Below are 17255 nucleotides of genomic sequence, written 5' to 3'. Positions count from 1 at the left end.
GCCGATCACGCATACGACGACTGTGCGACCGGCTTGCCCCGGTTCGCCTGACAGGGATGTTCGCCTGCTACGCATGCCCGCCTCGGGCGTGCTCTATCCCTGTTGAGAGATCTCATTCGATGTCCTTGCAAAAATCCCTGAGAGCGCAAGTCCTGGCTTTGTTGAGCGGCAGCCTGCTGGCGATGCTGTTGATCGCGCTGGCGTGTTTTCACTTCCTGTCCAATGGCGTGCAAGGTTATCGCGACCTGATCGAGGGGCCGCTGCGCGCCTCGCAGTTGATCGATGAAGCCAACCTGCAATTCAAGGTCCAGGTGCAGGAGTGGAAAAACGTGTTGCTGCGTGGCAAGCAGAGTGCCGAGCTGAACAAGTACTGGCAGCAGTTCGAGGATCGCCAGCGCGATGTGCAGGGCATCCTTGGCCAGTTGGCGGCCGATCCCGGTGTCGATGCGGCGTTCAAGGGCCGGATCGAGCGCTTGCGTGAAGAACATCGGGTGTTGGGCATGGCGTACCGGAAAGGCCGCGATGCCTTTGTCGCCGCCGGTGCCGACCCGGCTGCTGGCGACGCCGCGGTCAAGGGTGTGGATCGCGCTGCCAGCGAGCAGATGAGCGAACTGGTGAGCGAGCTGCGCAAGCAGGGCAGCGAACAGTCGCTCGACATCAGCGCCGCCGCCCAGCGCACGGTCTGGATCGGCCTGCTGGTGATGCTGGCCTCGGGCTTGCTGATCGGCGTGCTGAGCCTGTGGCTGGTCAACCGCAGCCTGGTGGAACCGATCCGCCAACTGATCGACTACGTGGCGCAACTCAGCCGTGGGCGGATTGCCGAGCGCGTGGCCAGCAGCCGCCAGGACGAGTTGGGCAAGCTGGCGGTGGCCGCCAATACCTTGCGTGATTTCCTCGCCGAAACCTTCAGCCGCCTGCAGCGCAGCGGGTCCGACCTGGACAGCGCCAGCGGCGAGTTGAAGGCCATTGCCAGCCTGATGTCCCAGGGCACCAGCGATCAGTTCAACCGTACCGACCAGGTCGCCACGGCGATGAACGAAATGTCCGCCACCGCCCAGGAGGTGGCCCGCCATGCGGCGGATGCGGCGCGGGCCGCCGATGACGCCGACCAGTCGGCCCAGCAGGGCGAGCAGGTGATGCAGGGCACCATCCACACCATCACCTTGATGCGTGGCGAAATCGCCAACACTGCCGAGGTGATCCGCCGCCTGGAAGCCGACAGCGGGCGCATCGGCAAGGTCCTGGAAGTGATCCGCGGCATCGCCGAGCAGACCAACCTGCTGGCGCTCAACGCCGCCATCGAGGCGGCGCGGGCCGGCGAGGCCGGGCGCGGGTTCGCCGTGGTCGCCGATGAGGTACGCAGTTTGGCGCAGCGCACCGCGGCGTCGATCATCGAGATCAACCAGATCATCCAGAGCGTACAGACCGGCGCCCTGGACGCCGCCCATGCGATCGAGAGTGGCCAGGCGCGCAGCGATGCCAGCGTCGAGCAGGTGACTCAGGCTGGCGCCATGCTGGAGCGGATCACCGAAGCGGTCGAGGCGATCCGCGACATGAACCGGCAGATCGCCACGGCGGCGGAAGAGCAGACCTCGGTGGCCGAGGACATCTCGCGCAACCTGACCGAGATCACCTCGATCGCCAGTACCAACCTGGATAACGTGCAGCGCACCGAGCGCGCCAGCCAGAACCTGCACGAGCTGTCGGGGCAGTTGAACGAGGTGACGGCACGCCTGAGTGCCTGATGCGCCAGTGAATAAAAAAGCCGCGTGGCCTTTCGGGCACGCGGCTTTTTTGTACTGAATTACGTGTCTTGCTTGTTGCTCAGGACCTTGCCGGTCTTGGCATCCAGATCGACGTCCCACTCGACGCCCTTGGCGTCACGCAGCTCCACCTGGTAGACGTAGGCGCCGGTCGCGGTCTGTTCCAGTTCGGTGTCGGTGATGTTGGCGGCGGTGGTGCCAGGGTGTTCGGCCAGTGCCGCCTGGTTGAGTTTTTCCAGGTCCATGATGGTGCCGGCCTTGAGCAGGCCCGGGATCAGGTCCGGGCGCACGTCGGCCTGGGCCAGGCCCGCGGTCAGGGTCAGGGCGGTCGCGGCGAACAGGGCAGTCAGCGTTTTCATAGTGTCTTTCCTTGGGGGATTTGTTTGAAGTGGGTTCAGATTAGCCGGCACAACTTAATTCACCCTTAATTCAGCGCACGCTTTGCGCCGTTTGTTCAATTCCAGCGGCCCTCGGGTATTTCAAGCTGTGCTCTCGAACAGGAGAGGCAGTGATGAAACCAATGATCAAAGGCTTGTACGGTCCGGTGTTCTTTGCCGGCTTCATCGGCGCTGGCGTGTGGGTAATCGGCACGCCGGAGTTGGCCCCGGGCTGGTTGCTACTGGTGTTCGCCGGGGCGCTCGGGGTGTCCTTTCTGGCGGAGTGGTGGTTGCCCTATGAGGTGGACTGGAACCGCCCGCAGCAGGATCGCCTGCGTGACGTGTTGCACGCGCTGGTCAATGAAAGCCTGAACGCCCTGGGGTTGCTGCTGTTGCCGGGGCTGGTGAGCCTGCTGGCCTTCGACGGCCTGTGGCCGCGCGGCTGGTCGCTGTGGGCGCAACTGGCGCTGGCGATTGTCGTCGCCGACTGCGGCCTGACCCTGGCGCATTATTTCAGCCACCGATTGTCCTGGCTGTGGCGCCTGCATGCGGTGCATCACAGCGTGCAGCGCCTGTATGGCTTCAACGGCTTGATGAAGCACCCGCTGCATCAGTTGCTGGAAGCCAGCGCCGGGCTGCTGCCGCTGCTGTTTTTGGGCGTCCCCTTGCCAGTGGCGCAACTGCTGGCGTTTGCCATCGCCATCCAGCTGTTGTTGCAGCACTCCAATGTCGACATGCGCCCCGGCCCGCTGGGCTGGGTGTTCGCCTGGGCACCGATGCATCGCTTTCACCACATGAAGTACGGCACGGCCGGCAATGTGAATTTCGGCCTGTTCTTGAATGTCTGGGACTGGCTGCTGGGCACGGCGTTTTACTCCTCGGCCTACCCGATGCGCCAAGGCGACCTGGGCATCGGCAGCCAGCCGGATTATCCGAAGGCGTATGGGCGACAATTGCTGGCACCCTTCAGTCGGCAAGCCGTCCACGAGGAACCACCGGTGCCCTTGCCGCTGCGGCGTTGATTCAGTCCAGCAGGCGCAGCTCGATGTGTTGCAGGGCCTGGCGCGCGGTGACGCCGAACAGGGTTTTCAGGGTACGGGAGAAGTGCGCGGAATCGGCAAAACCGGCGCCATGAGCCGCCTCGGTGATGGCCTGGCCCGCCAGCACCAGGCCCATCGCCAGGCGCAGGCGCCGCCACAGTACCAGGCGCCGCACCGGCAACCCGAGCTGGCCACTGAACAGCCGTTCGAGCTGGCTCAGGGACAGGTGCGCATGGGCCGCCAGGGTGCTTGCCGAGACCTTGCCGGCCAATTGTCTGTCGAGGGCCGCCAGGGCCTTTTCGATTCGTCGGTCCTGCAAGGTTCGGCGCGGGCAATGCTGCAGCGCTTCGGCCAGCGCCGGCAGCGTCAGCTCGACATCCAGCAGGCTGTCTTGCAGGGCCTGGGCGTCAATCGCCAGCGGTTCGGCATAGAGGGTGAACAGGGTCCCGGGCGCATCGAGGATGGCATGCCGCTGCATGGCCGGGATGAACACGCGCCTTGCGCTGCAAGGCTGGCCGTCGAGGCTGACAGTGACTGGTGTGGCGGGGGCGAGGATCAGTTGATGGGCATAGTGAGCGTGGGGCGCGGTGCGCCCCAGCTCGCCCTGGATCAGTCCGTAGTCACGCCCGAGCCACAGCTGGCCTGTCCATTCGGGCGTGCGCACGGCAACCGGCTCAGTAGCCGTTGGCCTCGAGCAGCTGGCTCACGCTGCCGCTGGCCGGACGCTTGGCGTACTTGAGCAGCTCCGAGGCGCGGTTGGTGAAGATGCCGTCGACACCGGAATCCAGGACCTTCTTGAAGTCTACTGGCTCGTCGATGGTGTAGACGTGCACCAGCAGGCCCTGGTCGTGGGTGAACTGGTTCATCCAGGGTTGCACCAGGTCCGAATAGCTCTGGTCGCCGCCGTTGGTCAGTGCCGCCGACGGGCCGGTGCCGATGGCGCCCTGGGCCTTGGCGTAGCTGACCCACTGCTCGAACTCGGCCTTGTCCTTGGGTTCCTGCTTGGCATAGTAGGCCGCCTTGTCCTTCTCGCCGCTGTTGGCGAAGGTCACGTCGGACTTGGGCTGCATGCCGCCTTCACCAACCCATAGCAGGAGGATCTTCGGCACCTTGGGCATTTCTTTCTGCAGCAGTTCCAGGCTGCTCTTCTCGAAGGTCTGCAGCACCACCTTGCCTTTGCCCTGGCCTACCGCCAGTTCGCTTTTCGCCAGCTTGGAGCCGGCCGGGCTGAGCCAGCCGCGGTCCTGGAGTTTTTCCTTGAGGTCGTGCTCGATGCCGGGGAACTGCTTGGGCTCCTTGGTCTCGATGTACAGGCCGGGCTTGTGATGCGGGTTGCTCTGGGCGATGTCGATGATTTCGTCGAGGGTCAGGATCTTCAGGCCGACGTAGCTCGCACGGGCGCGGTCGGGGTAGGCCTGGTTGAACCAGCTGCCGGCGTCGAGGGTTTTCAGTTCGGCCATGGTGAAGGCATTGGCCGGGCTGTCCTTGCGCTCAGGAAACTTGCTGGCGACGTCGGTGGTACGTTGCAGGTTGTTGTCATGCAGGGCGAACAGCACGCCGTCCTTGCTGCGTTGCAGGTCCATTTCCAGGTAGTCGGCACCCAGGTCGCGGGCCAGCTTGTAGGCGGCGGCGGTGGATTCCGGTGCATCGAAGGACGCGCCGCGGTGAGCGATCACCGCAGGGTGTGGAATGCCTTGGCTGACAGCCAGTGCGGTAGGGCTTGGGCTGGCGGCCTGTGCCTGGCCCAGGCCAAGCATCAGGCTCAGCATCAGGGCGCTTTTGGTGAAGGTGGCAGGCATGGTCGAGGTCCTTTCGTGGAGGGCGGTTTTCAAAGGACTACCTTTTAACAATTGAATGGCCGTTGTGCTATCGCGAAACCGACATAAATCTGCAGGTGCGGCAAATTTTCCGACGCTTTTGTGTAGTGCTTTGCAGTACGCTTGCGCCCTGAAGTTTCCCCGTCAGAGGGAAGCCCTGGAACATGTCCACTCTTGCCCTGCGTGTAAACCATCGATCACCTGTCCTTCGGGATATTCAGTGAGGTTTACCATGCGCATCACATCCGAACTCATCTGCCAGGCCGCCGACCAGCTCAAGGGATTTGTCGGTTTCAACCGCAAGAGCGGCCAGCACATCGTGCGCTTCAGCGAAGACTCCTTCGGCATGGACGTCGCCGACGACGCCATCAGCCCCGCCAGTGAATTTGTCTGGGCCACCGCCGAGGGCCAGGTCATGGTGCTCAAGCGCGAGCTGATCCAGTTGCTGCTGGAGCAGAACATCGACGAGCGCATCAACATCAGCGAACCCTTGCGCGTGTACATGCGCCGCACCGACCTGCCGGAGATTTCGGCGGTGCGCAATCGGGTGTCGGCGGCGCAATAGTCCAGGCGTCGCGCTTGGCGGGGGCGAGGTTGTCGCGAGCTTGCGGGTGGTGAGGTCTCAGCGTTCGAACAGGTAGGCGCGTTCGACCTTGCACACCCGGGTATGACAGGCCGCGTACCAGTCGCTACGCCCGCGTTCGCGGGCGATGCGATGCTCGGCGTGCTGCTTCCAGGCGAGGATCGAGGCCTGGTCCCGCCAATAGGAGACCGTGATGCCGAAGCCATCCTCGTCACGCGCGAACTCCATGCCGAGAAATCCCGGCTGCTGCCGCGCCAGTTCGACCATGCGTTCGGCGGCCTGCTCGTAGGCTGGGTCTGGCTCGCGGCGCTGGGCGCTGAAAATCACCGCGTAGTAGGGCGCCTCGGGTGTGCGGGCGATCATGGGTACCGCTCCAGGCAAGCGGCGAGCAGGGCGCTGGCCAGGGGCGGCACGACGCCTTTGAGCGCCGCCCGTTCTGGCTGGAACAGGGTGGCGATAAAAAAACGATGGTCGCGCAGTTCCACCGCCCGCAGGTCGCCGGCCGAGTCGTAGCCGCTGGGGCGCAGGTTGTGCGTGAGCAATTGCGCGGCGAACTGCGGGTTGACCCCGTAGCGACAGCGATAACCTTCGCTGATCTGCCGCTCGCCATAGGCTTCGGCGATGCGGCTGCCTGCACTCAGGTGGATGCTGTCGGTGGCTTCCACCAAGGCGCAGGTCAAGGGCGTGAGCACGGCGCGCTCGGCCTCGGGATGGGTTTCGCCGTGCTCGGCATCGGCCCAGCCCAGCACGTTGCGTGCGTACTCCAGCAGCGCATGCTGAAAACCGCCGCAGGTGCCGAGGAAGGGCCGCTGCTGTTCGCGGGCAAAACGGATCGCCCGCAAGGCACCGTCCATCGAGCGGTATGGGCTGCCAGGCACGCACCAGATGCCGTCGACCGCTTGCAGTGGTTCGTCGCGGGTCACGCTGTCGGTGGCCAGCCAGCGGTAGTGCACCTTGAGGCCGGTTTCCTCGGCGGCCATTTCCAGTGCCCGGGGAATGGCCTGGTGCGCGGTGACCTGAGGGTCGTAGTCGCCCACCAGGGCGATGTGCAGGGTGGGCGGATGAGCGATGTGCGGCATGGACGTCTCCCGGTATGGCCAGCGCTTGTCGATTGCAGGGGGTCACTATAGATTGGCGCTCACGCACTCAATATTGGCGTTTATCCAAGTGATCAATGCAGCCACGCACTATCGGCTCGACTACTCCGACCTGTCGCTGATCCTCGCCCTGGTGCGCGGTGGCTCCCTGGCCCGCGCGGCGGCGTTGTTGAAAGTCGATGTGTCCACGGTGTTCCGTGCGGTGCGTCGCCTCGAAGCCGCGCTGGGCCAGCAGCTGTTCGACAAGAGCCGCGCCGGCTACCTGCCCACCGGCTTGGCCCGCACCCTGGCCGAGCAGGCCGAGCGTGCCGAACAGGCACTGGACGCGGCACAGGTCGGGGTGGAGCAGGGTGGCACGGTGGTCAGCGGTACGGTGCGCCTGACCTGTACCGATTCGGTATTGCAGGGCCTGCTGTTGCCGGCGCTGGCGCAATTCATGCCGCGTTACCCGGCGCTGGCCCTGGAGCTCAGTACCTCGAATGATTTCGCCAACCTCAGCCGGCGCGACGCCGACCTGGCCCTGCGCCTGACGCGCACACCGCCCGAGCACTTGGTAGGCCGGCAGTTGCGTAGGGTGTCTTACCGGGTCTGTGCCAGCCCAAGCTATCGGCAATCGGCAGGGGCGACGGATCTGGCCGGACTGACCTGGATCGCCCCGGACGATTTTCTCCCGGACCACGCCACGGTGGCCTGGCGTCGGCAGGCATTGCCTGGCGTGGTACCGGGCTATCGCTGCAACAGCATGCTGGCGGTCAGTGAACTGGTGAAGGCCGGACTGGGCGTGGCGGTGCTGCCGGACTTCCTGCTCGATGACACCTGCGCCCTGCAACCCTTGAGCGACCCGCTGCCAGGCTGCGACACCGCGCTCTGGCTGCTGACCCGGGCCGACTGCCGGGCGTTGCGCGCGGTGGTGACGCTGTTCGACGAATTGAGCCAGCGCCTGCGCGCACCGCAGTGAGTCATGCCTGGGGCGAGGCCTTGTGCAAGACGTGCTGGTGCATTTCCGAGGTCAGGCTTTCGATGCGTTCGCTCAATTGTTTGGTCATCTCGGTCAGGCGAGTGTTCTGCTCCAGCAGTTCGAGCAGTTGCGCGGTGTGTTGCGCGGCTTGTGCCTGGCGTTCGCTGTTGGCGATAGCGATGGCCTCGCGGTGCCGGGCATCGGCGTCGGTCTGGGCTTTGTCGCGTGCGGCCTGGCGGGTCTGGGCGAGCAGGATCAGTGGCGCGGCATAGGCCGATTGCAGGCTGAAGGCCAGGTTGAGGAGGATGAAGGGGTAGACGTCGAAGTGCGTCACACCGCTCAGGTTGAGCCCGACCCAGATCAGCACGATCAGGGTTTGCGCGCCAAGAAAGGTCGGGGTGCCGAAAAAGCGGGCGAAGGCTTCGGCCTTCAGGGCAAAGCTGTCGGTGCCGAAGGTCGGGGCCAGATGGGCGTGGGGACGATGAAAGCGCAGGTGGTCGACAGGGACGGCAGAGGCTGTTTCGGATAGGGTCGGGTTCATGGCGGGCTCGGGGCGATGGGACTGCCGGTCACTATAGCCCGTTGCCCGACACCTTCCCTGGCATCGACGCCGTTGATTCGAAAGCGCCGGTTCAGGGCGCTGCGCGCTCGTTGGCGAACATGTTTACGGCCCGTACCGCCTCGCTGGCCCTGTCATGAATCTGCAGGACCACCGTGCCGGCCTGATCCGCCAGGCCCACGCCCTTGGTCGCCCGGTCCCGGGTGCCGTCCATTTTGTACAAGCTTTCAGGAGTCGGTCGACACGGCGAGGAGGGTGCCGTTTACCGGGCTGGCGGCTGCGACTTTGTTGCGCCCGGTGTTTTTCGCGGCATACAGGGCCTGGTCGGCCTCCATGAGCCACATTGCGGCATCGCGTAGCCCCGGGTGCCAGGCGGCGAGGCCGATACTCAGGCTGACCCGGAGTTGTGGCACGCCCGGATGGCGATAGTTGCCGAAGACTTCCCGCAACTGTTCCAACACTTCGTGGGCCTGCTGGATCGAGGTCTCCGGCAGGATCACGCAGAACTCATCGCCGCCATAGCGCCCGGCCAGGTCGCCCTGGCGCAGGTTGAGCTTGAGGTCCCGGCTCAACTGATGCAGCACGGCATCGCCGAGGATATGGCCGTAGCTGTCGTTGATGTGTTTGAAGTGATCGATGTCGATCAAGGCAAGGGTGCCGTGGCAGCGTTGTTGCTGGCACTTGGTGAACTTGAGGTGCAGCAGGTCTTTCCAGGCGCCATGGTTGAGCAGGCCGGTCAGGCTGTCGGTGCGGCTCAGCGCGCTAAGGGTACGCTTGTGCTCGGAGAGCTTGATCGCCAGTCGGTAGCAGACCATGCCCACTGCCATCGGATAGAGGGTCAGCATCGGCAGGCAGGCGTATATCTGCATCTGGGAGGCATGCCCGGTGAAGGCCGGACCGAGCAGTAACCACGAAAGCAGTACACCGCTCAGTTGTGCCACGGAGCCATGGATGAACAGGCGCAGGCCACCGGCTGCGACGTTGTTCATTGCCATCATGGCCAGAATGGTCACCGTGGGCAGCGGATTGAACTGCATCGCCGCCGCCCAGAACCCCCCGAAGAGCGAGTCGCACAGCAGGTTGCGGCGTTCGGCCTGGTAGGGGAAGGCCGCGCGGGTCGAGATCCGGTATGCCAGGTGTGGCCAGATAAAGCCGTTGAACAGCAGGAATAGCCAAACCCAGGCCGGTTGCGGCAGCGGGTACAGGCCGGCGAATACGCTGAGGCTGCCGATCCCCAGGCCGACCAGCCTTGGCAGGTAGATACGTTTGGCAAATGACAGCCCTTTGCCTTGTTGGTTATCCATAAATTTCCACGCCAGCCCGGATTTGAAACACTTTGTGGTGTTTTTAGTGGCCGTCACCCTTCATTGGGCAAGGCGGTGAATATTGTCATTTATTCCAAGAAGAATAATCAGTGTCCTTGCAGGCCATTTAGTGGAACGATCGTACGCCAATGCCCATTGCAGAGCGTTCGGTACAAGTAAAGGCAGCTGCTTGGCTGGAGCGACCAGGGGAAGGGCGTCAGGCCTGATAGCAGGTCAGGAACATGTCCAGCGTGGACTCGACGACGCGCTGTTGTTCGTCTTCCTTGAGGGGCGGCTGGTTCATGGTGATCTGTGGCCAGAAGGCAAACGCCTTGAGCATGCCGTGGAGTTGCTGGGCGGCGAAGTCCGGGTCCAGGGGCTTGAGTCGGCCATCCGCCCGAGCCGAGCGAATCCACACCATCAGGCTTTCTTCACGCTCGCCCATGCGCGCCACCATGTACTGGGCGCGTTCGGGGGAATGCAGGGTAGCGGCAATGGCGACCCGTGCCAGGTTGAGGAAGTTGTCATCGGCCAGCAGTTGCAGCTTGGCCATCAGCAATTCCCGCAACTGTTCACGCAGGGGTAATCCGGGTTGGTAAAGAATGTCCGCTCGCGCCCTGATGCTCGCCCATAACTTATGCATGATCTCGGTGAACAACTCCTCCTTGCTGGGGAAGTGGTTGTACACCGTGCGCTTGGACACTCCGGCGGTTGCCGCGATCTTGTCCATGCTGGTGATATCGAACCCGCTGGCATGGAATTCGGTGATCGCCGCCTGGATGATGGCTTCGCGTTTGAGGTCGGTCAGGCGCTTCGGAGCTGTCATAAGTTGGGTTTGATGGCGGTCGTTGGCAGGTATCCGGGGCAGTTTACTTAGTCCCGGGTTTGTTGCAATCTAGAAAAACTACACTGTGCAGTGTAGTTCATGACAGAAAACATGATGGTCGGCTGACGCTTGCGTGCATTGGCCTTTCTCGTTCCGCAGAGAATCACCGGAGCCTTTTCGGGTTCCTTGGAGTCACTGATTCATGGCCACTCTCTCTTCCCGTGCAGACAGCGCCTCACGCCCTGAAACGTCCCTGCAGGAACAAGGTGCGTTCCGTAATCACGCGCCGGTCCGGCGTGCCGGACTGGGCAAGACGCTGAGTATTTTCTGGCGCATGTTGTTTCACAAACCGCGTAATACCCGTCCGGTCGGAGACATCCCGGTGCAGCCATTGACCCTCGAACAGCTGCTGGCGGCGCCTAACCGGAGTGTCTACCGCCTGGGGCATTCGACGGTGTTATTGAAGCTGCACGACAAGTTCTGGATCACCGATCCGGTGTTCGCCGAGCGCGCATCGCCAGTGCAATGGGCCGGCCCCAAGCGTTTCCATCAGCCGCCTATCAGCCTGGACGAATTGCCACCGATCGAAGCGGTGATCCTGTCCCACGACCACTACGATCACCTGGACCACCAGACCGTGCTCAAGCTGGCGGACAAGACCTGCAATTTCCTCACGCCCCTGGGTGTGGGCGATACCCTGGTGAAGTGGGGCGTGCCGGCCGACAAGGTGCGCCAGTTGGACTGGTGGGAAGGCACGGAAGTCGATGGCATTCGTTTTATCGCCACGCCTTCACAGCATTTCTCTGGCCGTGGCCTGTTCGACGGCAACAACACGCTGTGGGCGTCCTGGGTGATGATCGATGGCGACAGCCGGATCTTCTTCAGCGGGGACAGTGGCTACTTCGACGGCTTCAAGCGAATCGGCGAACGTTACGGCCCTTTCGACCTGACCCTGATGGAAACCGGTGCCTACAACGTCGAGTGGCCGGGCGTGCACATGCAGCCTGAGCAGACCTTGCAGGCGCACATCGACCTCAAGGGGCACTGGTTGTTACCCATCCACAACGGCACGTTCGACCTGTCGATGCATGCCTGGTACGAACCGTTCGACCGCATCCTCTCGCTGGCCTGGGAACGCAGCATCGCCATTGCCACGCCGCAAATGGGCGAGGCCTTCAACCTGTCGCACCCGCAGCGAGGGCACGCCTGGTGGATGGAGGTCGACCCTATGGTCGAGCAGGCAATGGCATGCGATCTGTAGGCCCTTCATCGGTGACTTCCCGAGCCTGGCCATCGCGAGGTTGCCGTGTCTGGGCCTGGAGAGTATCTAGAAAACTCCCCCAATGCCTCGACGGACCTTGTGATGGCTTATCGGCTTCATCTGTTTGGCGCGTCCGGTTCCGGTACCACGACCTTGGGTCATGCGCTGGCCCAGCGCTTGGGGATCGCGCACTTCGACTCCGATAATTTCTTCTGGCGCCCCAGTGAACAGCCTTTCAGCCTGCGCCGTCCCCGGGATGAGCGCATCCAGCTGTTACAGCAGCAGGTGGCCGGGTTGGACAGCTGGGTGTTGTCCGGCTCCTTGTGCGGTTGGGGCGACCCGATGATTCCGACCTTCACCCATGCCATTTTCCTTCGCCTGGACCCAGAGATCCGTCTGCAGCGTTTGCGGGTGCGCGAGTTTCAGCGTTACGGCGAGCAGATCCATGAGGGCGGTGAACGCCATCTCGCTACTCAGACCTTTCTTGCCTGGGCGGCCGGCTATGACACGGGTGGCCAAGGCACGCGCAGCCTGCGCCGGCATGAGAGGTGGATCACCGGGCTGAGCTGCCCGGTAATCCGCCTTGATGCCACTCACCGTTCTGTGCAGGTATTACAGGAAGAGGTACTGAGCGCCCTGGGTCACTCGATCATGGCGTAGTCGGGACGTTCCATCGGGTTGGGCGTCGCGCCCTTGATGTTCATGCCGCGCCCCGGGGCGAAGCCGGGGAAAAACACCAGGCCTTCTGCTTCCAGGCGAAAGGCCAGCGCCAGTCGGGTCACGTCGAGCAACTCGCCACCCGCCTCGAAGCGGCGAATGGCGGCTACCGAGACGCCGGACTCCCGTGACAGATGTTCCTGGCTCCAACCCAGCATGGCGCGGGCCTGGAGGCAGTGTTCTGGGGTGAACTGGAAAAGGGCGATACGTTCCAGGGTGACTTTCATCGCGAGTGAGGCCATGGGTTTTCTCCGGAAGCGGGTGAAGATAAATTGATAATGTACTGTTTATTTGTACAGTTGTTTTGCGCCCGGATCAAACTCATTTTGCCGATCGCCTCAATGCCTTCGTGACAAGGCTTGTCCCGGCGCTATATCCCGGTTTCCAGGTAGGCGCTGGGTGGTTGCCCCGTTACCCGGCGGAACATAGTGGAGAAGGCGGCGGGGCTGTCATAGCCGAAATCGAGGGCTATTCGCGTCACCGCCTCACCTGCGGCCAGTCGGCTCAAGGCCCTGACCACACAGGCGCGCTGGCGCCACTGGACAAAACTCATGGCGGTTTGCTCGCGGAACAGGCGGTTGAAGGTGCGCAGGCTGATATGCAGCTGTTGCGCCCATTGCTCGGGAGACTGGTGGGTATTGGGGTGTTGCAGGAAGGCCTGGCACAGCGTGAGCAGGCGCGGCGTTTCGGGCAGGGGAATGTGCAGGGGCAGGCGAGTGGTGCGGCTCAGTTCATGCAGCAACAGGCTGATCAGCGCACCGTCGCGTCCGTCCTCGTCGTACACCAGCGGCAGATCCACCGCCTCCATCAGCAACTGGCGCATCAGCGGCGAAACGCTGATCACCTGGCACTCATCCCCCAAGGCCGGCATTGCCTCCGGTTCGATGTACAGGCTACGGGTGCTGACCCCTAGCATCAGCACCTCATGGGCGACCCGGGGCGGAATCCATACCGCGCGCTGTGGTGGCACCACCCAGCAGCCGTTCGTGGTGCTGACCTGCATCACCCCGGTGGCGCCATACAACAGCTGCGCGCGACGATGGCTATGGCTCGGCAACCGGTGGCCCTGGGGATAATCGGTGCCGATCGCCACCACGGCGCGTGGGGTGTGATCCAGCCGGTCGATTGAAGTGTTACGCATGGCGTCAGGCATCCGCGGGTTGGCGTAAATGCGAACAGTATTGGCTGACTTGCTAAAGTCGGCCAAGCCCTGGCGCTCTATCGTCGAGGTCTTCTGCTAACGGAGGATCTTCGATGTTTTATCTATGGCTGGCGCTGTTCGGCGGCATGAGCGGGATCAGCGCGGTACTGTTCGGTTTCGGCGGCGGTTTTGTGGTGGTGCCGCTGCTGTATCGCCTGCTGCTGAGCAGCCATGGCGCTGACGATGCCATCGCCCAGTCGGCCATGCATGTAGCGGTCGCCACCTCGACCTGCATGATGATCGTCAATGCGTTGATGGCCACCGGCAAACACCGCCGCGCCGGCAACCTGATTCGGCATTACCTGTGGCCGCTGGGCGGCTATATCGGGTTGGGCGCGATAGGGGGAGCGGTCCTGGCAATGGCGGTCAGTGGTGAAGTGATGCGTTACGCCTTTATCGCCTACCTGGCGCTGAGCATTGCCGATTGCCTGCTGCGTCGTGGCTTTCTTGAGCGGGCCGACACCCGTGCGCCGCGCCGCCTGGGGCGACTGGAATACACCGGCGGCCTGGGCATCGGTGCCATTGCTACCTTCCTGGGTGTCGGTGGCAGCGTGATGACCGTGCCCCTGCTGCGCCGTTGCGGCCTGAGCATGACCCAGGCCACGTCCATGGCCAATCCGCTGAGCGTGCCGGTGGCCCTGGCCGGGACTGTCACCTATATGGCCCTGGCCGGCTTCAGCCGCTTCGATCTGGGCCCCTGGTTTATCGGCTACATCGACCTGCTGGCCTTTACCGTGCTGACCCTCGGTTCATTGCTGGGCATTCGCCTGGCTTCGCCATGGATCGGGCGCATTCCCGATCGGTTGCATGCGCGGGTGTATATCGGCCTGCTGGTGTTGGTGATGTTCGGCATGCTGGCCAGCTAAGGGCTAGCCCGTCGCCAGCCCCGGCGCTTCACGAATGATGAAGTGATCGAGGTTCTCGATGTTGGCGCTGAATACCCCGAATGTCTGTTCGGGGTGTTTCTTGCTCGGCACCTGTTTCAGCTCCGGGGTCACCCCGTAAAAGAAGCAATACAGCGCTTGTTCGCTGTCGATGGCGTGCTTGATCTCTTCAAGGAAGGCTTTGCGCTTGCGGTAGTTCTCGATCAGCTTTTTGCTCAGGTAGACATTGACCGAGTAGGGCTTCTTTTTCCCCTCGTCCGCCTGCTTGAACCAGACCTTCTGTTCGAAGTCGATGCGAAAGCTCTGGGTATAGTCCTTGATCTCCTTGATCTTGCCCCAGTAGATCAACCCCTTGTTGTCCAGCAGGTATTCGATCTTCTTGAAAAACGAGGCATAGGATGCCGTGTGCTCGCCAATCTTCAACGGCATGCGCTTGAGCAACTCCTTGTCGTCGATATTCGACACAAAACACTCCACCGGATGGGCGAAGACGCTGGTCTTGTCCGGTGTGCTGGCCTGGGCTGGATGAGACGTGCGCGGGATGGAGGAGAGGGTGGGCGCTGTAGTGCTTGGCGTGTCGACATTCGCTGACGGGGTGGCGGGTCTGCGTAGATATTCGCGGCGGGTCAGGAGCAATTCCGACGGGAAATGTTCCTCCCGATCATCCTCGTCCTGCGCGCCCTCCAACCCGGCTGCCAGCGTCCTGCTGGTGCCATACGGACAGCCCTCGACATGGCGGGTGCCGGGCAGGTTCTTGAAGTGCGGGGTGCGGATGTAATTGACGTTCTTGGCATTGAACGTGCCCAACTGATTGTCCGCGGCAAAGGCAACGCGACAGGCATCGTTGGGGCACTGGAACTGTTCCTTGGCCGAGTCGAAGGCCATGGTCTCGTCGAAATTCAGATCGCGCACGTCATAGATCGACAGTTTGTCGTCGAGGCTGATGCAGTAGGCGGTGTCGAATTTCATGACGGCTCGGGTCCTTGAGTGAAGAAAGCTATTAATAGCGGGTGGCGGAGGGGAGTGCACTGATCTTTTCAAGCATGGGCGCCTATCTCGGCATAATCTTGTAGGTAGCGCGATCCACACCCATAACCGGAAAGGGCTCAGGTTCATGTCTGACGGTAACCGCATCAATATCGGCTCCATTGGTGATGCCAACCACATCAACATCGCCCAGAATCAGGCGCCCGGGCGCACCAGCATTCAGTTCGTCATCGACCCCAGGAGTGTCGAGCGGGTGAGCCGGGGCAGCGTGATCAAAGGCGCGGTGGCGTTTTTCCTGTCGCTGCCGGCGCTGGCGCTTTCGATCATGTCGATCCTGGCCGACGCGTTGGGCATCCTTTCCTACTTTAATGTGGAGTCGCGGATCCTGGCCTACCTCATCATGGCCATTGCCCTGGGCGGGGTGATGCTGTGCAACGGCAAACGCAAGATGGCCACCGCCAGCATTCCACCCGACCAGGCACGATTCATCGATGGGCGTTGGGTCGAGCGTGATGAAAGTGGCGATTACCTGCTGTATCGCAATACTGCGCCCTGCAACTACGAAAACTGCCATGGCACCGTGCGCATCCAGACGCCACCGCCTCGCGAACAGCATAACCACGACCTGATCGGTGTCTGTGATATCGGCGGCAAGCAGCACACCTATCGCGTCGACTTCAATGGTGTCGGCGAACGGCAGCATTTCGATTGGCGTCCGCTTGAGCAGAACAAGCCATGATCCTGCTCCAACCGCTCCCTTTGTAGGGCGGGCGTGCTCGCGAAGAATCCCCCGTCAGGGCCAATCAAACAGACAGCCTCCTTGTCTCTTTCCGTGTCATCGCGGCAGCATTCCGATGTGTTTGGCGGGGTGGGTCTACAAAACTCTCTACAGCGCCAATTAACAAAACTCTCACCATCTAGGGAGGAGTCCTACATGCTAAAGCTTGTAAAAATAAAAGCTTAGATGTTCGAGCCAGACCTGGCAGCGACTGTCATCCCCCTGGCAGGGAGGGACAAGTAAGCCCCAAGGAAATGGCCGATAAGAGGTCGCCGGCCTCATGAGTGAAGGTTCGGTGGGAACAAGCCAAACGGCTTTTCTCCTCACTATGACGAGGACCTTGATATGCCTGTTCTGACGCGTTCATTGTTGTTTTTTCTGGCCCTGTCCGGTGCGGGTGGTGTTCTGGCGGAGCAGGCGGCCTTGCCTTATCTGCCGGCGAATCAGTTCCGGTTGGCTGACTACTTGCCGCCGCCCCCTGCCATCGACTCGTCACTGCAGCAAAGCGACCTGAAAGCCGTGCTGGCGGCCCAGGCGGTACGCAGCAGTGCGCAGGTGAGCCAGGTCCAGCAGGATGATGAATGGGAGGACAGCGTGTTCCATTTCGCCAGGGAGTCCCTCGGTGCCGGTTTCAAGGTCGAGCGCCTGCCCCTGACCCGCGCCTTCTTCCGGCGAGCCCAGGAAGACCTGGTGCAGTTCCTGATGCCGGCCAAGCACAGCTATGGCCGGCCGCGTCCTTACGAAGCCTCGGCACTGGTGAAGCCGGTACTACCGCCACCCGAGGGCGATTCCTACCCCAGCGGACACTCGATGAATGGTTATCTCAATGCCACCTTGTTGAGCATGGCGCTGCCGGAAAAACGCAGCGAGCTGTTCAGCCACGCGCAGATCAATGCCGACAGCCGGGTTATCGCCGGTGTGCATTTCCCCAGCGACCTGGAGGGTGGAAAGATAAGCGCCGCGGTATTGGCGGCCCGGCTGCTGGGCGATCCCAGAGCGGCGGCGGATTTCGAGGCGGTGAAACAGGAGATTCGTGGAGTCCTGGCCTCCGCCGATTGAGCAGATATCGACCCTGATCGGATGATTGGCCTGGAAGCGGGGGA

The 17255-nt window shown here is 62.5% G+C and carries 20 protein-coding genes and 2 pseudogenes; 10 read left to right on the top strand and 12 right to left on the bottom strand.

Features of this window, described 5'->3' with window-relative positions; translation table 11 throughout:
* Positions 1-56 precede the first annotated feature (56 nt).
* Positions 57-812, top strand: a pseudogene (locus tag IF690_RS29365) (methyl-accepting chemotaxis protein); the annotation flags it as partial.
* 165 nt (positions 813-977) lie between these two features.
* Positions 978-1745, top strand: a complete 768-nt coding sequence (locus tag IF690_RS29360; protein ID WP_502710189.1) for a methyl-accepting chemotaxis protein — start codon at positions 978-980, stop codon at positions 1743-1745.
* A 59-nt stretch (positions 1746-1804) separates the two neighbouring features.
* Here the strand turns inward: IF690_RS29360 and IF690_RS22205 are convergent, their stop codons facing one another.
* Entirely contained in the window at positions 1805-2122 is a 318-nt protein-coding gene (locus IF690_RS22205) for a PepSY domain-containing protein (RefSeq protein ID WP_202697392.1), read from the bottom strand.
* 152 nt (positions 2123-2274) lie between these two features.
* Here IF690_RS22205 and IF690_RS22200 point away from each other — a divergent pair, with 152 nt between their 5' ends.
* Positions 2275-3162 carry a sterol desaturase family protein gene (locus tag IF690_RS22200; RefSeq protein WP_202697391.1) on the top strand — a complete coding sequence of 296 codons (888 nt, stop codon included), beginning with the start codon at positions 2275-2277 and terminating at the stop codon, positions 3160-3162.
* 1 nt (position 3163) lies between these two features.
* On the opposite strand, the gene IF690_RS22195 is transcribed toward IF690_RS22200, so the two are convergent.
* Both IF690_RS22195 and IF690_RS22190 read right to left on the bottom strand, forming a co-directional pair.
* A complete protein-coding gene (locus tag IF690_RS22195) occupies positions 3164-3844 on the bottom strand; it encodes a helix-turn-helix domain-containing protein (RefSeq protein ID WP_202697390.1) in 681 nt (226 codons plus the stop codon).
* A 10-nt stretch (positions 3845-3854) separates the two neighbouring features.
* The gene (locus IF690_RS22190; protein WP_202697389.1) at positions 3855-4979 is read right to left on the bottom strand and encodes a glycerophosphodiester phosphodiesterase; all 1125 of its coding nucleotides are present in this window, start codon (positions 4977-4979) and stop codon (positions 3855-3857) included.
* A 250-nt stretch (positions 4980-5229) separates the two neighbouring features.
* Here IF690_RS22190 and IF690_RS22185 point away from each other — a divergent pair, with 250 nt between their 5' ends.
* A complete protein-coding gene (locus IF690_RS22185; protein WP_202697388.1) occupies positions 5230-5562 on the top strand; it encodes a DUF2025 family protein in 333 nt (110 codons plus the stop codon).
* A 57-nt stretch (positions 5563-5619) separates the two neighbouring features.
* Here IF690_RS22185 and IF690_RS22180 read toward each other — a convergent pair whose 3' ends face one another.
* Both IF690_RS22180 and IF690_RS22175 read right to left on the bottom strand, forming a co-directional pair.
* The gene (locus IF690_RS22180) at positions 5620-5943 is read right to left on the bottom strand and encodes an antibiotic biosynthesis monooxygenase family protein (RefSeq protein ID WP_202697387.1); all 324 of its coding nucleotides are present in this window, start codon (positions 5941-5943) and stop codon (positions 5620-5622) included.
* Positions 5940-6659 carry a CTP synthase C-terminal region-related (seleno)protein gene (locus IF690_RS22175; RefSeq protein WP_202697386.1) on the bottom strand — a complete coding sequence of 240 codons (720 nt, stop codon included), beginning with the start codon at positions 6657-6659 and terminating at the stop codon, positions 5940-5942. Before IF690_RS22175 ends, IF690_RS22180 begins: the two co-directional genes overlap by 4 nt.
* Before the next feature lie 25 nt (positions 6660-6684).
* Here IF690_RS22175 and IF690_RS22170 point away from each other — a divergent pair, with 25 nt between their 5' ends.
* The gene (locus tag IF690_RS22170) at positions 6685-7635 is read left to right on the top strand and encodes a LysR family transcriptional regulator (RefSeq protein WP_202701676.1); all 951 of its coding nucleotides are present in this window, start codon (positions 6685-6687) and stop codon (positions 7633-7635) included.
* Between the two features lies 1 nt (position 7636).
* On the opposite strand, the gene IF690_RS22165 is transcribed toward IF690_RS22170, so the two are convergent.
* The 4 genes and pseudogenes from IF690_RS22165 to IF690_RS22150 form a co-directional block, all read right to left on the bottom strand.
* Entirely contained in the window at positions 7637-8176 is a 540-nt protein-coding gene (locus IF690_RS22165) for a DUF1003 domain-containing protein (RefSeq protein ID WP_202697385.1), read from the bottom strand.
* A 91-nt stretch (positions 8177-8267) separates the two neighbouring features.
* A pseudogene (locus IF690_RS22160) lies at positions 8268-8411 on the bottom strand (chemotaxis protein); the annotation flags it as partial.
* Between the two features lie 10 nt (positions 8412-8421).
* Entirely contained in the window at positions 8422-9498 is a 1077-nt protein-coding gene (locus tag IF690_RS22155; protein WP_202697384.1) for a diguanylate cyclase, read from the bottom strand.
* A gap of 217 nt (positions 9499-9715) precedes the next feature.
* Positions 9716-10324, bottom strand: coding sequence for a TetR/AcrR family transcriptional regulator (locus tag IF690_RS22150; RefSeq protein ID WP_202697383.1), 609 nt, complete (start codon positions 10322-10324; stop codon positions 9716-9718).
* 202 nt (positions 10325-10526) lie between these two features.
* Between IF690_RS22150 and IF690_RS22145 the strand changes: the two genes are divergently transcribed.
* Positions 10527-11585 carry an MBL fold metallo-hydrolase gene (locus IF690_RS22145; RefSeq protein ID WP_202697382.1) on the top strand — a complete coding sequence of 353 codons (1059 nt, stop codon included), beginning with the start codon at positions 10527-10529 and terminating at the stop codon, positions 11583-11585.
* A gap of 102 nt (positions 11586-11687) precedes the next feature.
* Entirely contained in the window at positions 11688-12245 is a 558-nt protein-coding gene (locus IF690_RS22140; RefSeq protein ID WP_202697381.1) for an AAA family ATPase, read from the top strand.
* Here IF690_RS22140 and IF690_RS22135 read toward each other — a convergent pair.
* Together IF690_RS22135 and IF690_RS22130 are read right to left on the bottom strand one after the other, a co-directional pair.
* Positions 12227-12544 (bottom strand): helix-turn-helix domain-containing protein, encoded by a 318-nt coding sequence (locus tag IF690_RS22135; RefSeq protein ID WP_202697380.1) that lies wholly within the window; start codon positions 12542-12544, stop codon positions 12227-12229. The genes IF690_RS22140 and IF690_RS22135 overlap by 19 nt on opposite strands.
* A gap of 128 nt (positions 12545-12672) precedes the next feature.
* On the bottom strand, positions 12673-13443 hold the full coding sequence (locus IF690_RS22130) for an AraC family transcriptional regulator (protein ID WP_202697379.1): 771 nt from the start codon (positions 13441-13443) through the stop codon (positions 12673-12675).
* 113 nt (positions 13444-13556) lie between these two features.
* Here IF690_RS22130 and IF690_RS22125 point away from each other — a divergent pair, with 113 nt between their 5' ends.
* Positions 13557-14369, top strand: a complete 813-nt coding sequence (locus IF690_RS22125) for a sulfite exporter TauE/SafE family protein (RefSeq protein ID WP_202697378.1) — start codon at positions 13557-13559, stop codon at positions 14367-14369.
* A gap of 3 nt (positions 14370-14372) precedes the next feature.
* Here IF690_RS22125 and IF690_RS22120 read toward each other — a convergent pair whose 3' ends face one another.
* Positions 14373-15356 carry a hypothetical protein gene (locus tag IF690_RS22120; protein WP_202697377.1) on the bottom strand — a complete coding sequence of 328 codons (984 nt, stop codon included), beginning with the start codon at positions 15354-15356 and terminating at the stop codon, positions 14373-14375.
* 145 nt (positions 15357-15501) lie between these two features.
* Between IF690_RS22120 and IF690_RS22115 the strand changes: the two genes are divergently transcribed.
* Positions 15502-16113, top strand: a complete 612-nt coding sequence (locus tag IF690_RS22115; protein WP_202697376.1) for a phage holin family protein — start codon at positions 15502-15504, stop codon at positions 16111-16113.
* A gap of 384 nt (positions 16114-16497) precedes the next feature.
* Entirely contained in the window at positions 16498-17211 is a 714-nt protein-coding gene (locus tag IF690_RS22110) for an acid phosphatase (protein WP_202697375.1), read from the top strand.
* Positions 17212-17255 lie beyond the last annotated feature (44 nt).

Origin of the sequence: Pseudomonas sp. SK3(2021), assembly GCF_016772375.1 — a bacterium.
In the GTDB taxonomy this organism is placed as follows: Bacteria; Pseudomonadota; Gammaproteobacteria; order Pseudomonadales; family Pseudomonadaceae; genus Aquipseudomonas; species Aquipseudomonas chlororaphis_I.
Note: the sequence above shows the minus strand (reverse complement) of the source record. Positions and strands in the feature narration are given on the sequence as shown.